Source organism: Thermovenabulum gondwanense (genome assembly GCF_001601575.1).
GTDB lineage: Bacteria > Bacillota > Thermosediminibacteria > Thermosediminibacterales > Thermosediminibacteraceae > Thermovenabulum > Thermovenabulum gondwanense.
Map to the genome: position 1 here is coordinate 1 of NZ_LOHZ01000027.1, position 16566 is coordinate 16566.

A 16566-nucleotide genomic window follows, 5' to 3' on the forward strand; every position below is an offset into this window, starting at 1 on the left:
GCCCTTGCGATGGCCTGCGGAGTAAAGGTAAAAGAGTTTTCCCGGGTGGTGCATTCCCATCCCACCTTCAGCGAAGCTTTAATGGAAGCCGTTCACGATGTTCACGGAGAATCAGTTCATAATGCTTGAAATGGAGATGATCACATGGCATATACGATTGCTTTAGCAGGTAAGGGAGGTACCGGTAAAACCACCCTTGCCGGATTTACGGTAGATTATCTTGTGGAAAAGGGATTGGGGCCTGTACTTGCGGTGGATGCTGATCCGAATTCCAATTTGAATAACGTCCTCGGGGTGGAGGTGGAGTTCACCTTGGGGGAAATTCGAGAAGAAGTAAAAAATATGGATAATCTTCCGGGCGGCATGACAAAGGCCGATTACCTGAATTTCAGACTGCAGCAAGCCATCGTAGAAGGTAAGGGATATGACCTGCTGGTTATGGGAAGGCCCGAGGGATTGGGATGTTACTGTTTTGCAAACGGCATTTTAAGAGAAGCAACAGATAAACTATCGAATTCTTACTCTTTTATGGTAATAGACAACGAAGCAGGACTTGAACACCTTTCCAGGAGAACCACAAAAAAAGTCGATCTAATGTTTGCAGTAAGCGAATGTTCTAAAAGGGGAATAGATGCCGCTTACAGGGTAAAGGCATTAATTGAAGAACTTAAACTGGATGTAAAGGAACTTTTTCTAATTGTAAACAGGGTACCAAAAGAGGGAATACAAAAGGAATTGCTGGATCACATCGAAAAATACAATATTCCTCTGGCAGGACTGGTCCCTCTTGATGAAAACATATATGAATACGACAACAAAGGTATACCCCTGGTGAATTTACCCCAAAAAAGTGAGGCTGTAATGGCTTATAGGAGTATACTTGATAATATTCTTTTACCCAGGGTTACTGTAAAAAAATAGGGATATGGAGGCGAAAGATATGGCATATAAAAATCCCCAGCAAAAATTTCAGGGTAAAATAAAAGAAGTTGTTTTGGGTGAAGGCTTAAAATTAGGCGGGGAATCGGTGCTTCCTTTCTACTCTTTTGACGGAGATATAGGAAACACCCCCAAGGTTGGTATGGAGGTTTGGGATATACCTCCTGTTGATTGGCCCGAAGGATTGATGAATATTATTAAGGATGTGGCCGATGATCCTGCAAAATGGGCAAAGTTTTATACGGAAAAATACAACCCCGACTTTATAACCCTCAGGTTTATAGGAGCAAATCCCGATACCCTAAATAGAAGTCCGGAAGAGTGTGCTGAAATTGCCAAAAAAGTGGCAAAGAACGTTGATGTTCCTCTGGTTATTGCCGGATGCGACTCTAACGAAAAGAATGCGAGAATTTTTACAAAGGTAGCGGAAGCCCTTCCCAATAAAAATTACGCTTTTCTTTCCGCGGTTGAAGGTAATTATAAAGAAGTCGGAGCTGCGGTGGGGTTGGCTTACGGGAACCTGGTGGTAGCGGAATCCTCAGTGGATTTGAACCTGGCAAAGCAGCTCAATATTTTACTTACTCAACTGGGTGTAAAACCTGAAAGGATGCTTATGAATCCGGGAGTGTCCTCGGTAGGGTACGGGTTCGAATACGTTATTACCACCCTGGACAGGATAAAACTTGCTGCCTTAGAGCAAAACGATACAATCCTTCAGGTGCCCATAATAATGCCTGTATCCTTCGAAACGTGGAAGGTAAAGGAATCCGTCGCTTCAAAGGAAGATGCCCCGGAATGGGGGGACAGGGAAGAAAGAGGAATTGCTATGGAAGTGTCCACTGCGGTTGGTGTGCTGACAGCCGGTGCAAATGCTGTTATCTTGAGGCATCCAAGATCCCTCGATGTGGTAAGAGGATTTATCAATGAAATGGTCAACTAATTGTGAAGGGAGAGGTAATTATGGCTTTAACAGGTATGGATATATATAAAATGCTTCCCAAGAAAAACTGTAAAGAGTGCGGTTTTCCCACCTGTCTTGCTTTTGCAATGAAATTAGCCCAGGGGGGCATAGAAGCAGAAAAATGCCCCTATATGTCTGAGGAAGTAAAACAAAAACTTTCCGATGCCACCGCTCCACTGATGAAAACGGTTAAATTCGGATACGGTGAAAAAACCTATACCCTGGGAGGAGAAACCGTTCTTTTCAGGCATGAAAAGACTTTTGTGAACAGAAATAGATTTGCCGTAATGTTCAGCGATGTGATGTCCGAAGAAGACATCAATGGTAGGATTGAGCGCATGAACAAAGTAAGTTACGTTCGCATAAATGAGAGAATGTATGTGGAAATTGCAGCGGTGAAATGTGAAAGTGACAACAAAGAAAAATATTTGGGACTTTTGAAAAAAGTCAAGGACGAATGTAAAGATGCCGTGCCCATGATCATTAATGAAAATGCGGAAATTGCAAAAGCAGCGGTGGAAGAGGTAAAGGACTTAGGACCGATACTCTACGGTGCAAACGATCAAAACTACGAAGAGATGGTAAATATTGCAAAGCAGTATAATATTCTTTTAGGTGTTGAGGCGAACAATTTAGAAGAATTGTATAAACTGGTGGAGAAAATACATGCTCTGGGCTATAAAGAATTAATACTGGGGACAAAAGCGGTAAGCGCCAAAAAAGCCTTTGAAGATGTGGTAAACATCAGGAGGACCGCTCTAATTACCCAGGACAGGGTCTTTGGATACCCTGCAGCAGTTTTTGTAAACCGGTTATCGAAGGATAAATTCCTGCAGCTTTCCTATGCCACCGTGTTTGTGGAAAAATATGCGTCAATAATAGTCCTGGACGATATTGATTATTCTATAGCTTTACCGTTATTTGCCTTAAGGCAGAATATTTATACCGATCCGCAGAGGCCTATGAGGGTGGAACAAGGTATATACAGGATAGGACAGGCCGAGGAAAATTCACCGGTTCTCGTTACGGTGGATTTTGCCCTGACCTATTTTATAGTTTCCGGTGAGGTGGAGAGGTCAAAGGTGCCTTCATGGGTGCTGGTACCCGATGCGGGGGGATACTCCGTGCTTACAGCCTGGGCAGCAGGGAAGTTGAGCGGAAAATCGATTGCAAAAGCTGTGAAGGATTTTGGGGTAGAAGAAAAGGTAAAAACCAGGGAAATCATCATTCCCGGGAAGGTAGCGGTTTTAAAATCCGATATCGAAGATGCCCTGCCCGGCTGGAAAGTCGTTGTGGGTTCCGAAGAGGCAGCTTTGCTTCCGAAGTTCCTGAGAGATTATATCTCCAAAAGGGCGTAATCGAGTTTGACAATTCAGGAGGTGCGTATTATGGCAAGGTTTTTAACAATTGGAGAAAGGATTCATGTGATTTCGCCGGTCATCAGGAAAGCGCTTCAGGAAAGGGATCCAAAACCCATCCTGGAAAGAGCGAAGGAACAGGTATTAGCAGGGGCCCATTACCTTGATGTAAACATTGGCCCTGCTGAAAGGGATGGAGAAGAGTTAATGCAATGGGTGGTAAAAGTTTTGCAAGCAGAATTCCCAAATATTCCTCTTTGTTTGGATACTGCCAATGCTAAGGCGATAGAAGCGGGGTTAAAGGTTTACGATCCAAAACCGGGAAAGGCTATTATAAACTCTGCCGATGCAGGGTCAAGAATGGGTATGCTGGAAGTTGCGGCCGAATACGGTGCAATGGTAATAGGCCTTTGTGCTAAGGAGGGGATCCCCAGGGACAATGATGAAAGAATCACCTATTGCACTGAAATCCTGGATAGAGCTATGCAGCTCGGGCTCAACCCTGAAGATATTCTGTTTGACCCGCTTTTTGTGGTGGTAAAGGGGATGCAGGATAAACAGCAGGAAGTATTGGAAGCCGTAAGGCAAATTTCCGAAATGGGCTTAAAAACTACCGGAGGACTGAGCAATGTATCCAACGGATGCCCCAAAGAGTTGAGAGGTCTTATCGAGGCGGTATTTTGTTCGATGGCAATTCAGTGCGGATTAACTTCTGCCATTATAAATCCCTGCAACAAAATGCTTATGGATGTAATCAAAACGGCAGAAGTAATAAAAGGCTGGAATTTATACTGTGATTCTTACCTGGAACTTTAAAAGTGATTAGTGGCCTGAAGGCCAAAAATAAAATCCTTGGAGGGATTAAATTATGACATTATTTGATATCATTTTTACCGGTTCAAAACAGGCTTTAGAGGCGGCTAAAGGTGTGGTTCAAGACGCAATTTCGAAAAAGGGAGAAGAAGGCAAGGTAGCTTTCCCGGAAACAGCTTACAGCCTTCCGACCTTTTACGCAGCTACCGGGAAAAAGCTCGGTACTCTTAAAGATTTAAAGGATGCTCTTTCAATTGTAGAAAGTCTAATTGTAGAGGAGCAGAGCTTAGAGAAAGCATTAAATGCAGGACTTGCAACGGCGCTTTCTGCGGAAATAATAGAGGCTTGCAAATACGCTACCCAGGAGAAGCCCTATTCCGAGCCCTGTGCTGGCTTTATTTCCGATGCTATAATCCGCTCCCTTGGCGTTCCCCTGGTAACGGGAGATATCCCCGGAGTAGCGGTGGTCATTGGAGAAGCACCTTCTGCGGAGGAAGCGGGGAAGGTGATTAAGGGTTATCAAAATAAAGGGCTCCTGGTATTCCTGGTGGGGAAAATTATCGATCAGGCAATAGAGGCTAAGGTAAAAATGGGACTGGAACTCAGGGTTATACCCTTAGGATATGACGTCACTTCCGTAATTCACGTGGTAACGGTTGCCATAAGGGCAGCACTTATTTTCGGAAACGTCCAGCCGGGCAACTTAGGGGATTTGTTAAAATACACAAAAGAAAGGGTTCCTGCTTTTGTAAACGCTTTAGGCCCCTTGAGCGAGATCGTGGTATCTGCAGGAGCCGGAGCTATAGCCTTGGGGTTCCCGGTTATTACCGATCAGGAGGTTCAGGAAGTACCCCATTATTTAATAGTTCAAAAAGACTACGAAAAAATGGTGGCCACTTCTTTAGAAGCAAGGAATATAAAAATAAAAATAACTGAAATACCCATCCCCGTCGGTTTTGCGGCAGCCTTCGAAGGAGAAAGGGTAAGAAAGGAAGACATGTACGCCGAGTTCGGAGGAGGAAGGACTCCTGCCTGGGAGCTTGTTAGAAAAAGAGAAATGGCGGAGATTGAAGACCATAAAATTGAGGTTATAGGTCCGGACATTGACACCTTAGGGCCCGAGGGCGGTAAACTGCCTTTGGCGGTTCTGGTGGATGTAGCGGGTAGAAACATGCAGGAGGACTTCGAACCCGTCCTTGAAAGAAGGATTCATTATTTCTTGAATTACATCGAAGGTGTAATGCATATAGGTCAAAGGGATATAATGTGGCTTAGAATAAGTAAATCCTCTTATGAAGCGGGGTTAAGGCTCCATCATCTCGGCGAGGTACTATATGCAAAAATGCTTGACGAATTTGGAAGCATTGTCGACAAGGTTCAGGTGACCATCATCACCGACAGGGAACAAGTAGAAGAACTTGCGAAAGAAGTAGCAAAACCCCGATATGAAGCGAGAGACGCAAGGCTTGCGGGGTTGACCGATGAAAGCGTTGATGAATTTTATTCCTGCACCCTCTGTCAATCCTTTGCCCCCGCCCATGTATGTGTTGTAACACCTGAAAGACTTGGACTCTGCGGGGCGGTAAGCTGGCTCGATGCAAAGGCTACAAAAGAGATTAACCCCACGGGAGCCTGTCAGCCTATTGTCAAAGGCGTAGCAAGGGATGAGGTAAAAGGTATATGGGATTCCGTTAATAAAGCGGTGGAGGAATTATCTCACGGAGCAACAAAAGAAATCTGCATATATTCTTTAATGGATAACCCCATGACCTCCTGCGGATGTTTTGAATGTATATGCGGCATTATGCCCGAAGCTAATGGGGTAATTATAGTAAACAGGGAATACACAGGGATGACGCCTCTTGGGATGACTTTTGGAGAACTTGCGTCCACTACCGGCGGTGGAATGCAGACACCCGGTTTCATGGGATTGGGCAGGCAGTTTATTACCAGCAAAAAATTCATTTCCGCTGAGGGCGGTATTTTGAGATTGGTATGGATGCCGAAGGAATTAAAAGAGGCCTTGAGGGAAAAGATAAACGCAAGGGGGAAAGAACTGGGTTATGACAATTTTGCCGATATGATTGCCGATGAGACGGTGGGAACGGATCCCGATTCGGTAACCGAATTTTTGACCAGAGTAGGCCATCCGGCGCTTACCATGGATCCAATAATGTAAGGAGGTAAGAAAATGTATTTCCCACAGGATTATAAGTACCACAAAGAACACACCTGGGCAAAAATAGAAGGAGATATGGCGGTTATTGGAATTACCGATTATGCCCAGGATAAATTGGGAGAGGTGCTGTTTGTTGACCTTCCCGAGGAGGGAAGCAGTATTAAGCAAAACGAGGTATTTGGGTCGGTAGAATCGGGCAAGGTAGCTTCCGACCTTTATGCCCCCCTTAGCGGCGAAGTGATAGAGGTCAATGAAGAATTAGCGGATAGCCCCGAACTTATCAACGAGTCGCCTTATGAAAAAGGATGGATGATAAAAATAAAGATTGAAGATCCTGCGGAAATTGAAAATTTACTGGATTACAATGATTACGAGAGTATATTAGAGTAAAATAATTACAAAAAAATTATCCATATTTGCCGGTAAAACTCCTGCGGTTTTTAACCGCAGGAGTTTTTCATGTGCGCGCACACCACCCGCATCCTTATTTGGGCTTAAAGAAGCAAACATTATCCTTAATGAACATAGAACGGGCATTAAAAGGGAAGTATTTATAAAAAAGGAGGAAATTTCAAGGGAAAAGGAGAAAACCTTTTATGAAAGATTTGAAAAATATTTTACTCCGTTTACATGTCTTGGAGTAACGGCATTTTTTGCATGGATGTCGAGGCTCTTAGAAAGTATAACGCCTGTAAATTATTCTATTTGGGCGCTGATTTTAGGAGCGCTGGTGGGATATTTTGGGCTAGTTCCTCCGAAAATCCTTGAGAAGGGCAATTCAGCCGGACTATTGCAGATGGCCATTTTTGCAAGCATTATTCCCTCTCTTGCGGAAATAAACGTAGCGGACTTGGCAAAACTGAGCTTACAAACCTTACTGGTTTTTGCCGTTGTCTTAATAGGAATTTTCATATTTATTTACCTGATACCATTATGGAGGATTGTGGGCTCGAGGAATTTAGCGGTGGGAATAGCGGTGGCTCAATTACTTGGTTTTCCGGCAACCTACCTTATAGCCAACGAGATAGCTACTGCTGTATCAAAAACGCAGGAAGAGAAGGAATTAGTGCTCCAGAAGATAATGCCTGCTTATGTGGTAGCGGGTTTTGCCTCCGTAACAACTATTTCGATTATTATTGCGGGAATTTTTGTAAAATTTTTATAGGGGGGATGAAAGGTGGAATTTGATCTTTTGAAGTACAATTATCCTTCGAGAAGAAATGTGGTCCTGTCAAAGAAGGGGATGGTGGCAACTTCTCACCCCTTAGCCGCTCAAGCGGGTATGGAGATAATGAGAAAAGGCGGCAATGCGGTAGATGCGGCAATTGCGACGGCCGCATGTTTAACCGTGGTAGAGCCTACCGGAAACGGCATCGGAGGAGACGCTTTTGCAATCGTATGGTATAAGGATAAAATGTACGGATTAAATTCCAGCGGACCAGCGCCAAAAGGAATAACTGCTGAAAAATTATTGGATATGGGATTAAAGGAAATGCCAAAGTACGGCTTTATTCCGGTAACGGTTCCGGGAATTCCCGCAGCCTGGGCAGCGCTTAATAAAAGATTTGGAAGGCTCAGCTTAAAGGAGGTTATGGAACCGGCAATCCGTTATGCCTATGAAGGCCATCCGGTATCGGTGAATGTTGCAAAATTATGGAAAAAGGCTTACGATACTTTTATTCAGCTGAAAGGGGAGGAATTTAAACCCTGGTTTGATACCTTCTGTCCTGACGGAAGACCGGTAAAAGCTGGAGAGATTTGGAGCTCAAAAGATCACGCCCGTACCCTGGAATCCATAGCGGAAACTTATGCGGAATCCTTTTACCGGGGAGAATTAGCGGAAAAAATCGACGATTTTTCGAGAAAATTCGGCGGTTTTTTAAGGAAGGAAGACTTAGAATCCTTTGAACCGGAATGGGTAGATCCGGTAAGTGTAAACTACCGGGGTTATGATGTATGGGAAATTCCTCCAAATGGTCACGGAATCACGGTATTAATGGCGTTAAATATATTGAGCGGCATGAACTTTGATTCGAAGGAAACCGTAGAAACCTATCACAAGCTCATAGAGGCGGTAAAACTTGCCTTTGCCGATGCACAAAAACACATAGCAGATCCTAAGTATATGAAGGTTTCCGTGAAGGATCTATTGAGTTTGGATTATGCGGAAAAAAGGAGAAAGTTAATCGGAAATGAAGCGATGGTGCCCGTCGCCGGTGAGCCTAACAAAGGAGGGACGGTTTACTTGGCAGCGGCTGACGAAGAGGGGAATATGATTTCATATATTCAGAGCAATTACATGGGGTTTGGATCGGGTCTGGTGGTGCCGGGAACGGGAATTGCCCTGCATAACCGGGGGAATAATTTCTGTTTGGATAAAGAGCATGTGAATTGTATAGCTCCCGGTAAAAAGCCTTACCATACCATAATTCCGGGATTTTTAACGAAGGATGGGAAAGCTGTAGGGCCTTTTGGAGTGATGGGTGGATTCATGCAGCCGCAGGGACATTTACAGATTCTCGTAAGCATGCTGGATTTTAAACTGAATCCTCAGGATGCCCTCGATGCCCCAAGATGGCAGTGGGTGAAGGGCAAAACTGTCCAGGTAGAACCGGGTTTTCCTGCAAATATTGCTCAGGCTCTTGCAAGAAAAGGCCATGATGTGGTGTACGAAACGGAGTCAATAAATTTTGGAAGGGGTCAGATTATTTGGAGGACTGACGACGGTGTATTCATAGGGGGGACGGAACCGAGAACGGATGGATATATAGCAGTATATTAATAAATTAATAATAAACGGTCTATAGTATAAAAGGCTATTGGACACCAAACCAATAGCCTTTTTGCTTTAAAGAGTTTACATTAAAAGAAGTTTTACCGCAATTACGGAAGCAATAAAGCCGGCAAGGTCGGCAATCAAGCCTGCAGGTAGGGCGTGCCTCGTATTTTTTATACCTACCGATCCGAAGTACACTGCTAAAATGTAAAGGGTTGTATCGGTAGCACCGTTCATTGTCGCTGCGATCCTTCCCAAGCAGGAATCAGGTCCGTAGGTTTTAAAAATTTCCACCATTATACCCTGGGCTCCTCCACCGGAAAGCGGCCTGATTATAGCCATTGGCAATACTTCCGCGGGAATTCCCGTAATTCTGGTTAATGGAGCAAGTAAAGAAATAAAAAAATCCATGGCACCGGAAGCTCTAAATATTCCCACACTTACCATTACTGCCATCAAATAGGGGATAATCCTTACAGACGTAAAAAAACCCATTTTTGCACCCTCTACAAAGACCTCGTATATTTTTATTTTTTTTATGTATCCGTAAGTCATAATAAAAAGTATAAAAATGGGAATTGCCCATTGAGAGAAAATATTTATTAAACGGTAAAACAAAACAATCCCTCCCCGGGTAAAAGTATCTAATAGAACTTTTCAAGGATTTTTACAGCGATGATCCCCGCGGTGGTAGAACAAAGGGTGGCCATTAAGGTAGTACCTATGATTGCGGAAGGATTGTCAGAACCCGATGCTTTCATTAAAGCTAAGGTGGTTGTGGGGATAAGGGTAATGGAAGAAGTATTTATTACTAAGAAGGTGCACATGGCGTTGGATGCGGTGTCTTTTTTAACGTTTAAATTTTGAAGTTCTTTCATGGCTTTTAAACCCAGGGGTGTGGCAGCATTTCCGAGGCCCAGTAAATTGGCGGCAAAATTCATCGCCATTGCCCCCATAGCGGGATGGTTCGACGGGATATCGGGAAAAAGTTTTTTCATAACAGGTTTAAAAAAAGAAGCTATCTTTTCTATAAGACCTGATTCTTCTGCGATTTTCATAAGGCCCATCCAGAAAGAGATACTGCCGATTAGCCCTAAACATAGTTCAACAGTGGATTTACTGCTTTCAAATACAACCTGCGTGACCGCATCTATTTTTCCCGTGAACGCACTTAAAATAATTCCCGTAAAAATGAAAAAGAAGAATATAAAATTCATCGCCATTGCCAATTACCCCCTCATTATATATTTATGATAAATGAAGGGCATAAATCCATAAAAAATAAAAGGGAGAAATGGCAATGGCAATGAGAATATGATAAATTTATATTAAATTGATTTAATAAAGATTAATTTTTGTTAAAATAATATCAATCCCTTAACATTGTGCTATAATTAAAAATGAGAAATATGTCACAAGATGGGTGATAAAAAATGGAAAAATGTACCGTAGTATTTAATCCGGTAAAAAAAAGCATTATTGTAAAAAAAGGTGCGAACCTGCTGGAAGTAGCGAGAAAGGCAGGGATATTTATCGATGCACCCTGCGGAGGGAAGGGGAACTGCGGGAAATGCAGGGTAAAGGTAGTAAGCGGTGAGCATCAGATGGAATTTACTCCCCTGCTGAAAGAGGAAGAGCTAAAAAATGGAATCAGGCTGGCATGTCTAACTTTTATCGAGGGCGATATGGTGGTGGAGATACCGCATGTGGATGCTGTAGAAGGTATTTTTGTGGAAGATATAAAACCGGGAGATGAAAAGAGCGAAAGGATTGAGAAGGCATGTAAAATGCTAACGGAACAGGGTTTTAAAAAAGATAGCGGAGCTTTTTCTGCATATTTAAAATTACCGTCCCCTACCTTGGATGATAATGTGGCGGATTTAGAAAGGTTAAAAAGAGAACTCAGGAAAAAGTATGGAATTAATAACCCGGTATGTTCTTTAAATGTAATGAAAACAATTCCGGCAAAATTGAGAGAAGGAGATTTCCGGGTAAGAGGACTGATTTTGAAAGATAAATATTCATGCGAGGTAGTGGGATTGGACGGTTTTTATACCGATGGTATTTACGGTATTTGTGCGGATATCGGTACCACTACGGTAGCGGTAAACCTGGTGGATTTAACAACGGGCGAAATAATAGCATTTGCCTCCAGTGCAAACCTCCAGATCCAGTATGGAGGGGATGTGATAAGCAGGATAATATACTCGGGAGAGGAAGAAGGGCTGGATAGGCTCAAAAAATCGATAGTAGATGGAACTATCAACCCATTGATTAATAAACTCATCCTGAAAAACAACGTAAAAAGGGAAAATATAATTTTATGCGTATTTGCCGGGAATACGACCATGAGCCACCTCTTTCTGGGGATTGACCCTGCCAATATTAGACTTGAGCCTTATATTCCCGTGTTTAAAGAGTGTCCCGAACTGAAGGCTAAGGATGTGGGTATAAACGTTAATCCCGAAGCAAAGGTGATACTCCTACCCAATGTAGCGAGCTATGTGGGAGGGGATATTGTTTCGGGAATTCTGGCTTCGGGTATATGGGCTCAGGATGAAAATATACTATTTTTGGATCTGGGGACAAACGGAGAAATAGTACTGGGGAACAGGGATTATTTGCTTTCCTGTGCTTGCTCAGCAGGGCCCGCTTTTGAAGGAGGGGAGATCAGCTGCGGGATGAGGGCTGCACCCGGGGCAATAGAAAGCATAAAAATTGACAGAGAAACATTTGAGCCTTCCATAAATGTCCTGGGGGATATAAAACCTAAGGGTATTTGCGGATCGGGGCTGATTGACCTTATTGCAGAAATGTTTCTTTCGGGTATAATTGATTCTAAAGGGAAGATTTCCCGGGAGGTTTCATCGGATAGAATCAGGTACGACGAGGACCTGGATGTAATGGAATACGTCTTAGTCCGGGACAAGGACAGTTATGACGGAAGGGATATTACGATAAATGAAATTGATATCGATAATCTTTTAAGGGCAAAAGCCGCAGTCTATTCGGGTTTAAGCGTGCTTTTAAACAGTGCGGGGTTGACATTACGGGATGTGGACAAAATAATTATAGCGGGAGGAGTAGGTAGTAACCTGCACATAAGAAATGCAATAAACATAGGCCTTTTACCCGATGTGGATGAAAGTAAATATTATTATATGGGAAATTCCTCTTTGATCGGCGCTTACCTTTGCCTTTTATTTCAGGAGGCCAGGGATAAAGCAAAGGAAATATCCGATTCAATGACCTACATCGAATTAAGCACCTTTCCCTTCTACATGGAAGAGTTCATAAAGGCGTGTTTTATACCCCACACCGATTTAAACTTGTTTCCCGGTGTGGTGGGTCTATTGGAAAAAAACAAAAGGAGATGAGAGTTATGCACATGCACGAAGGGCATACCGGTAACGGCGAAAATCAAGCATCGGGAGATATACAAACATTAAAGGTTTTGCTCGCTCACTGGATAGAACACAATAAATCCCATGAAGAAAATTTTAGAAAGTGGGCGGAGAAAGCAAAAAACCTTGGCAAAGACGAGTGCGGAGAGTATATAAATAAAGCGGCAGATTTGTTATTAAAAGCCGGTGAAGCGCTTTTTGAAGCAAAAAAATATATCTAAGAGGGGTGAAAAAAATGTGCGAATCCAGGGTGGTTCTTATAGAAGACGGCAAGGAAAAAGAGATAATGGAAAATGTGATTTACATTGAACCCCAGGAAGGAAAGGTATTTATGTACGACCTTCTGGGTCAGCAAAAACTTGTGGATGCGGTTATTAAAGAAATAAAGCTGCTTGATCATAAAATTATTCTTGAAAAGAGGAAGTAGGCATGATTATAGCGGTGGTGGATGGAATGGGGGGAGGAATTGGGAGCCAGATTATTTCCCTTTTGAGGCAGGACCTTCCCCCGGATGTAAAAATATACGCTTTGGGAACCAATTCGGCAGCAACGACAAGCATGATGAAGGAAAAGGCTAACAGGGGCGCAACGGGAGAAAACGCCATAGTTACTACGGTAAAGAAAGTGGATGTAATTGTTGGCTCGCTGGGAATTGTAATACCCAATGCCATGATGGGAGAAATTACGGAAAAAATAGCTTCTGCCATTGTTGAAAGCAGGGCTAAAAAGATATTGATACCACTTGTAGACTGTGAAGATATTGTGCTTCTTGGGATAGAAAAAAGACCCCTTTTTCTTTCAATAAAGGAAGCAATAGAGAAGATAAAGGTGGAGTTTGTGTGAGTATGTATAGAAAGTATTTTCAGGTTATCATTGATTTACTTGTAAAAGAGGTTAAAAATTTTTATAAAGATAGATTAATAACCTTAGTTATTTTTGGCTCTGTCGGCAGGGATTCTTTTAGGCCGGATTCGGATATTGACTTTTTGATTATTGCGGATGACTTGCCCCGGGGTAGGATGGCACGCATTAACGAGTTTTTAAAAGTAGAAAAAAAGATTGAGCCATTAATTAACAGCCTTAAAAAGCAGGGTATCAATACATATCTATCTCCGGTTATAAAACAAAAGGACGAAGTTTTAATGGGTAGCCCTCTTTTTCTGGATATGGTAGATGATGCGAAAATCTTATACGATAAGGACAATTTTTTCAGGGATTATCTTCTTAATTTCAAAGAAAAGCTTAACGAACTGGGGGCTCAAAAAATATATAAAGGTGGAGCCTGGTATTGGGTACTGAGTAAGGACTACAGAGAAGGTGAGGTGATTGAAATTTGACAAATGAAACTCTGGCCAGAAGTTATCTTTTAAAAGCTCAGAAGCGTTTGAAGATCTTAAATGTACTGCTTGAAGAGGAAGCTTATTCTGATGTTATAAGGGAAGCTCAGGAAATTGTGGAATTAGCTGTGAAAGGGATGCTCAGGCAGATAGGAATAGATCCCCCAAAACAGCATGAGGTAAGTTCGCTTTTGATAGAATATAAGGAAAGATTGCCCCGGGATGTAATATCGGATTTAAATGAAGTTGTGCGTATTTCTAAATGGTTGAGGAAGGAGCGAGAATTTTCTTTTTACGGAGATATTGATTTTATACCTACAGAAGAGTATACCTTAAACGATGCTGAAAAGGCAATAAAGGATGCGGTGTTTGTAGTTTCGGTAGCACAAAAGGTAATAAAATAATCCGGGGAGGTAATAACCTTGAAATCAAAGGTGTATTTTTTTGATTTAAGGGCAAAGAAGAGAAACGAAAGCCTGTCGGCAAAGGTGGGCAGGATATTTGATTCCGCGGGATTTGCCGGTATAATCTCGGAAAACGATATGGTGGCATTAAAGCTTCACTTTGGGGAGAAAGGAAATAACGCCTTCATAAATCCAATTTTTGTAAGGCAGGTAGTGGACAGGGTAAAAAAGTGCGGCGGGAAGCCTTTTTTAACCGATACCAATACCCTTTATAAAGGCTCCAGGAGCAATGCAATTGACCATGTGGTTACGGCAATTGAAAATGGTTTTGCCTATGCGGTTGTTAATGCACCGGTTATTATTGCTGACGGATTGGTCAGCAAGGACTCGGTTGAGGTAGAGATTAACAAGAAGCACTTTGACAAAGTAAAAATAGCTTCGGCAATTTACTATTCCAATGCGATGATTGTCCTTTCTCATTTTAAAGGTCATGAAATGGCCGGCTTTGGTGGCGCTATAAAGAATCTCGCTATGGGTTGTGCTCCCGCATCGGGGAAACAGCGCCAGCACTCCACTTTAAAACCCAAGGTTTCCGAAAACTGCAGAGCATGTCTTGCCTGCATTAAGAATTGTCCCCGGGATGCAATTACCCTTGTGGATGGTAAAGCCTACATAGATGCGGAAAAGTGCATAGGCTGCGGAGAATGCATCTCCATGTGTGTATTCAACGTGATTAAGCCCGTATGGAAGACTGACATAAATGAGTTTATGGAGCGAATGGTGGAATACGCCTACGGGGCTTACATAAATAAAAAAGAAAAAACGGCCTTTATAAACTTCGTGATGAATGTAACTCCCCTATGCGATTGCACGCCCTGGAGCGATGCTCCGATTATTCACGATATAGGCATATTAGCTTCCTTCGATCCAGTTGCCTTAGACAAAGCGTGTTTTGACCTTGTCAATTCCCAGAAAGGCAATCCGCATTCCGCCTTAGGGGATAAGAAAAGCGGTTTTGAAGCCGGAGAGGACAAATTCAGTGCAATTCATCCTGGGACAAGAGGAGAATACCAGTTAGAATACGCTGAAAAACTGGGGATGGGAACCAGGGATTATGAATTAGTAAGACTAATGTAAAAAGGAGATTTTTATGTTGTTATTAACGGTTATAATTTTTGCTGTTTTTTGTAATGTCTACCTTTTCAGGAAAAATGTAAATATCGGTGCGATAATGCTGTTAAATTCGTTGCTGGTGGCCCTGTATAACAGAATGCCTTTTAGTTTAATGATTTCTACAGCTTTTAAAGCGGCGTTATCGGAAAAAACCTTGGAGCTAATATTCATTCTGATAGCTATTATGATAATTGAAAATATAATGAGGACCAGCGGCATGATAGTAAAGATGGCCCAGAGCTTGAGGGTTTTTATAAAAAACGGGCTTTTTTCAGCGATTATGCTTTCTGCAGCCCTTGGACTTCTGCCTTCTCCGGGTGGCGCAAGGTTTTCCTGCCCCATAGTGGAGGAGGTTACGGGGGATGGGTTATCAAACCTGAATAAAGCCTATATAAATTACTGGTTCCGGCACGTGTGGCTTGACGGTTTTATCCTTTATCCCGGAGTAATTTTGGCTGCAAAATTGCTTAATGTACCAGTTGGCAGGCTATTTTTTCACCTGTTGATTTTTATATTCGTGTATGCTGTATCCGGAATACTAATCCTTGGAGAAAAGGGAGAAGAAAAAAATAAAAGTATAAGAGTAGAAAACAATGGTCGTAAAAAAACGGCTTTAAAAGACATTGCCTTTAGCCTTTCGCCGGTAATTTTGATGATAGGGCTTTATCTTTTGCTGGTAAATCGGTTTGAATACGCTTTGGATATATCGGCCGTAGCAACCATAATTTATTTGATTTTTTTGAACCGATTGAATTTTAAAGAATTTAAAAGGGTTATAAAGGAATCTTTGAACTTAAATTACGTAGTGTTGATAATAGGAGTCATGGTCTTTAAAGATTTTTTAACGGTTTCCGGCGCGGTGGAGTCATTTTCCCGGACGGTGATTTATTATAAAATCCCGAAGGAATTGCTGTTTATACTTATACCGCTGATTTCCAATTTCTTTTTCGGGGTAACGGTAAGTTTCGTATCCTTAGCTTTTCCGATTTTGATACCCTTAGGGCTTAATCAGAATCTATGGCATGCGGCCTGCGCTTTTGCCGCCGGTTTTATTGGCGGGATGATAACGCCCGTGCACCTTTGCAGCGTGATGTCAGCGGAGTATTTTAATGTAAGTATCGAGAGGCTTTTGAAAAAGGTGATGGTTTCCTCTTTTGCGGTGATAATAACAATAATTATAGTATTAATTTTATCACAATAAAAAAGCAGCCTTTGAAGGCTG

Annotated in this window: 19 protein-coding genes; 17 read left to right on the forward strand and 2 right to left on the reverse strand. The window is 42.4% G+C overall.

Annotated elements, in window-relative coordinates; translation table 11 throughout:
- Positions 1 to 9 precede the first annotated feature (9 nt).
- The 9 genes from ATZ99_RS12300 to ggt all read left to right on the forward strand — a co-directional run bounded on the left by ATZ99_RS12300 (position 10) and on the right by ggt (position 9032).
- Positions 10 to 129 (forward strand): hypothetical protein, encoded by a 120-nt coding sequence (locus ATZ99_RS12300; RefSeq protein ID WP_342669095.1) that lies wholly within the window; start codon positions 10 to 12, stop codon positions 127 to 129.
- Positions 130 to 144: 15 nt separating this feature from the next.
- Positions 145 to 921: an ATP-binding protein gene (locus ATZ99_RS05345; protein WP_068748212.1), complete on the forward strand. Its 777-nt coding sequence runs from the start codon at positions 145 to 147 to the stop codon at positions 919 to 921.
- A gap of 19 nt (positions 922 to 940) precedes the next feature.
- Positions 941 to 1879 (forward strand): acetyl-CoA decarbonylase/synthase complex subunit delta, encoded by a 939-nt coding sequence (gene acsD, locus ATZ99_RS05350; protein ID WP_068748213.1) that lies wholly within the window; start codon positions 941 to 943, stop codon positions 1877 to 1879.
- Between the two features lie 20 nt (positions 1880 to 1899).
- On the forward strand, positions 1900 to 3258 hold the full coding sequence (gene acsC, locus ATZ99_RS05355; RefSeq protein WP_068748214.1) for an acetyl-CoA decarbonylase/synthase complex subunit gamma: 1359 nt from the start codon (positions 1900 to 1902) through the stop codon (positions 3256 to 3258).
- A gap of 30 nt (positions 3259 to 3288) precedes the next feature.
- A complete protein-coding gene (gene acsE, locus ATZ99_RS05360) occupies positions 3289 to 4074 on the forward strand; it encodes a carbon monoxide dehydrogenase/acetyl-CoA synthase methytransferase subunit (RefSeq protein ID WP_068748215.1) in 786 nt (261 codons plus the stop codon).
- Between the two features lie 52 nt (positions 4075 to 4126).
- A complete protein-coding gene (gene acsB / locus ATZ99_RS05365; protein ID WP_068748216.1) occupies positions 4127 to 6250 on the forward strand; it encodes an acetyl-CoA decarbonylase/synthase complex subunit alpha/beta in 2124 nt (707 codons plus the stop codon).
- A 12-nt stretch (positions 6251 to 6262) separates the two neighbouring features.
- Complete coding sequence (gcvH, locus tag ATZ99_RS05370; protein WP_068748217.1) at positions 6263 to 6640, forward strand: glycine cleavage system protein GcvH; 378 nt, start codon at positions 6263 to 6265, stop codon at positions 6638 to 6640.
- Positions 6641 to 6911: 271 nt separating this feature from the next.
- Positions 6912 to 7415: a hypothetical protein gene (locus ATZ99_RS05375; RefSeq protein WP_068748218.1), complete on the forward strand. Its 504-nt coding sequence runs from the start codon at positions 6912 to 6914 to the stop codon at positions 7413 to 7415.
- Positions 7416 to 7427: 12 nt separating this feature from the next.
- On the forward strand, positions 7428 to 9032 hold the full coding sequence (gene ggt / locus ATZ99_RS05380; RefSeq protein ID WP_068748219.1) for a gamma-glutamyltransferase: 1605 nt from the start codon (positions 7428 to 7430) through the stop codon (positions 9030 to 9032).
- 75 nt (positions 9033 to 9107) lie between these two features.
- Here the strand turns inward: ggt and ATZ99_RS05385 are convergent, their stop codons facing one another.
- Positions 9108 to 9521: a spore maturation protein gene (locus tag ATZ99_RS05385; RefSeq protein WP_245641314.1), complete on the reverse strand. Its 414-nt coding sequence runs from the start codon at positions 9519 to 9521 to the stop codon at positions 9108 to 9110.
- Positions 9522 to 9670: 149 nt separating this feature from the next.
- On the reverse strand, positions 9671 to 10249 hold the full coding sequence (locus ATZ99_RS05390; RefSeq protein WP_245641315.1) for a nucleoside recognition domain-containing protein: 579 nt from the start codon (positions 10247 to 10249) through the stop codon (positions 9671 to 9673).
- Between the two features lie 210 nt (positions 10250 to 10459).
- Between ATZ99_RS05390 and acsV the strand changes: the two genes are divergently transcribed.
- From acsV to ATZ99_RS05430, 8 genes are read left to right on the forward strand one after another with little or no spacing between them, the layout of a single operon-like run.
- Positions 10460 to 12403, forward strand: coding sequence for a corrinoid activation/regeneration protein AcsV (gene acsV, locus ATZ99_RS05395; RefSeq protein WP_068748221.1), 1944 nt, complete (start codon positions 10460 to 10462; stop codon positions 12401 to 12403).
- Between the two features lie 5 nt (positions 12404 to 12408).
- Entirely contained in the window at positions 12409 to 12651 is a 243-nt protein-coding gene (locus tag ATZ99_RS05400; protein ID WP_068748222.1) for a DUF8180 domain-containing protein, read from the forward strand.
- Positions 12652 to 12665: 14 nt separating this feature from the next.
- Positions 12666 to 12857: a CooT family nickel-binding protein gene (locus ATZ99_RS05405; RefSeq protein ID WP_068748223.1), complete on the forward strand. Its 192-nt coding sequence runs from the start codon at positions 12666 to 12668 to the stop codon at positions 12855 to 12857.
- 2 nt (positions 12858 to 12859) lie between these two features.
- Positions 12860 to 13273 carry a DUF3842 family protein gene (locus ATZ99_RS05410; protein WP_068748224.1) on the forward strand — a complete coding sequence of 138 codons (414 nt, stop codon included), beginning with the start codon at positions 12860 to 12862 and terminating at the stop codon, positions 13271 to 13273.
- A gap of 2 nt (positions 13274 to 13275) precedes the next feature.
- Positions 13276 to 13767, forward strand: a complete 492-nt coding sequence (locus ATZ99_RS05415) for a nucleotidyltransferase domain-containing protein (protein ID WP_068748225.1) — start codon at positions 13276 to 13278, stop codon at positions 13765 to 13767.
- Positions 13764 to 14171 (forward strand): HEPN domain-containing protein, encoded by a 408-nt coding sequence (locus tag ATZ99_RS05420; RefSeq protein WP_068748226.1) that lies wholly within the window; start codon positions 13764 to 13766, stop codon positions 14169 to 14171. Before ATZ99_RS05415 ends, ATZ99_RS05420 begins: the two co-directional genes overlap by 4 nt.
- Before the next feature lie 18 nt (positions 14172 to 14189).
- Positions 14190 to 15308: a DUF362 domain-containing protein gene (locus tag ATZ99_RS05425; RefSeq protein WP_068748227.1), complete on the forward strand. Its 1119-nt coding sequence runs from the start codon at positions 14190 to 14192 to the stop codon at positions 15306 to 15308.
- 13 nt (positions 15309 to 15321) lie between these two features.
- Positions 15322 to 16545, forward strand: a complete 1224-nt coding sequence (locus ATZ99_RS05430; protein WP_083947363.1) for a DUF401 family protein — start codon at positions 15322 to 15324, stop codon at positions 16543 to 16545.
- The last annotated feature ends 21 nt before the right edge of the window (positions 16546 to 16566 follow it).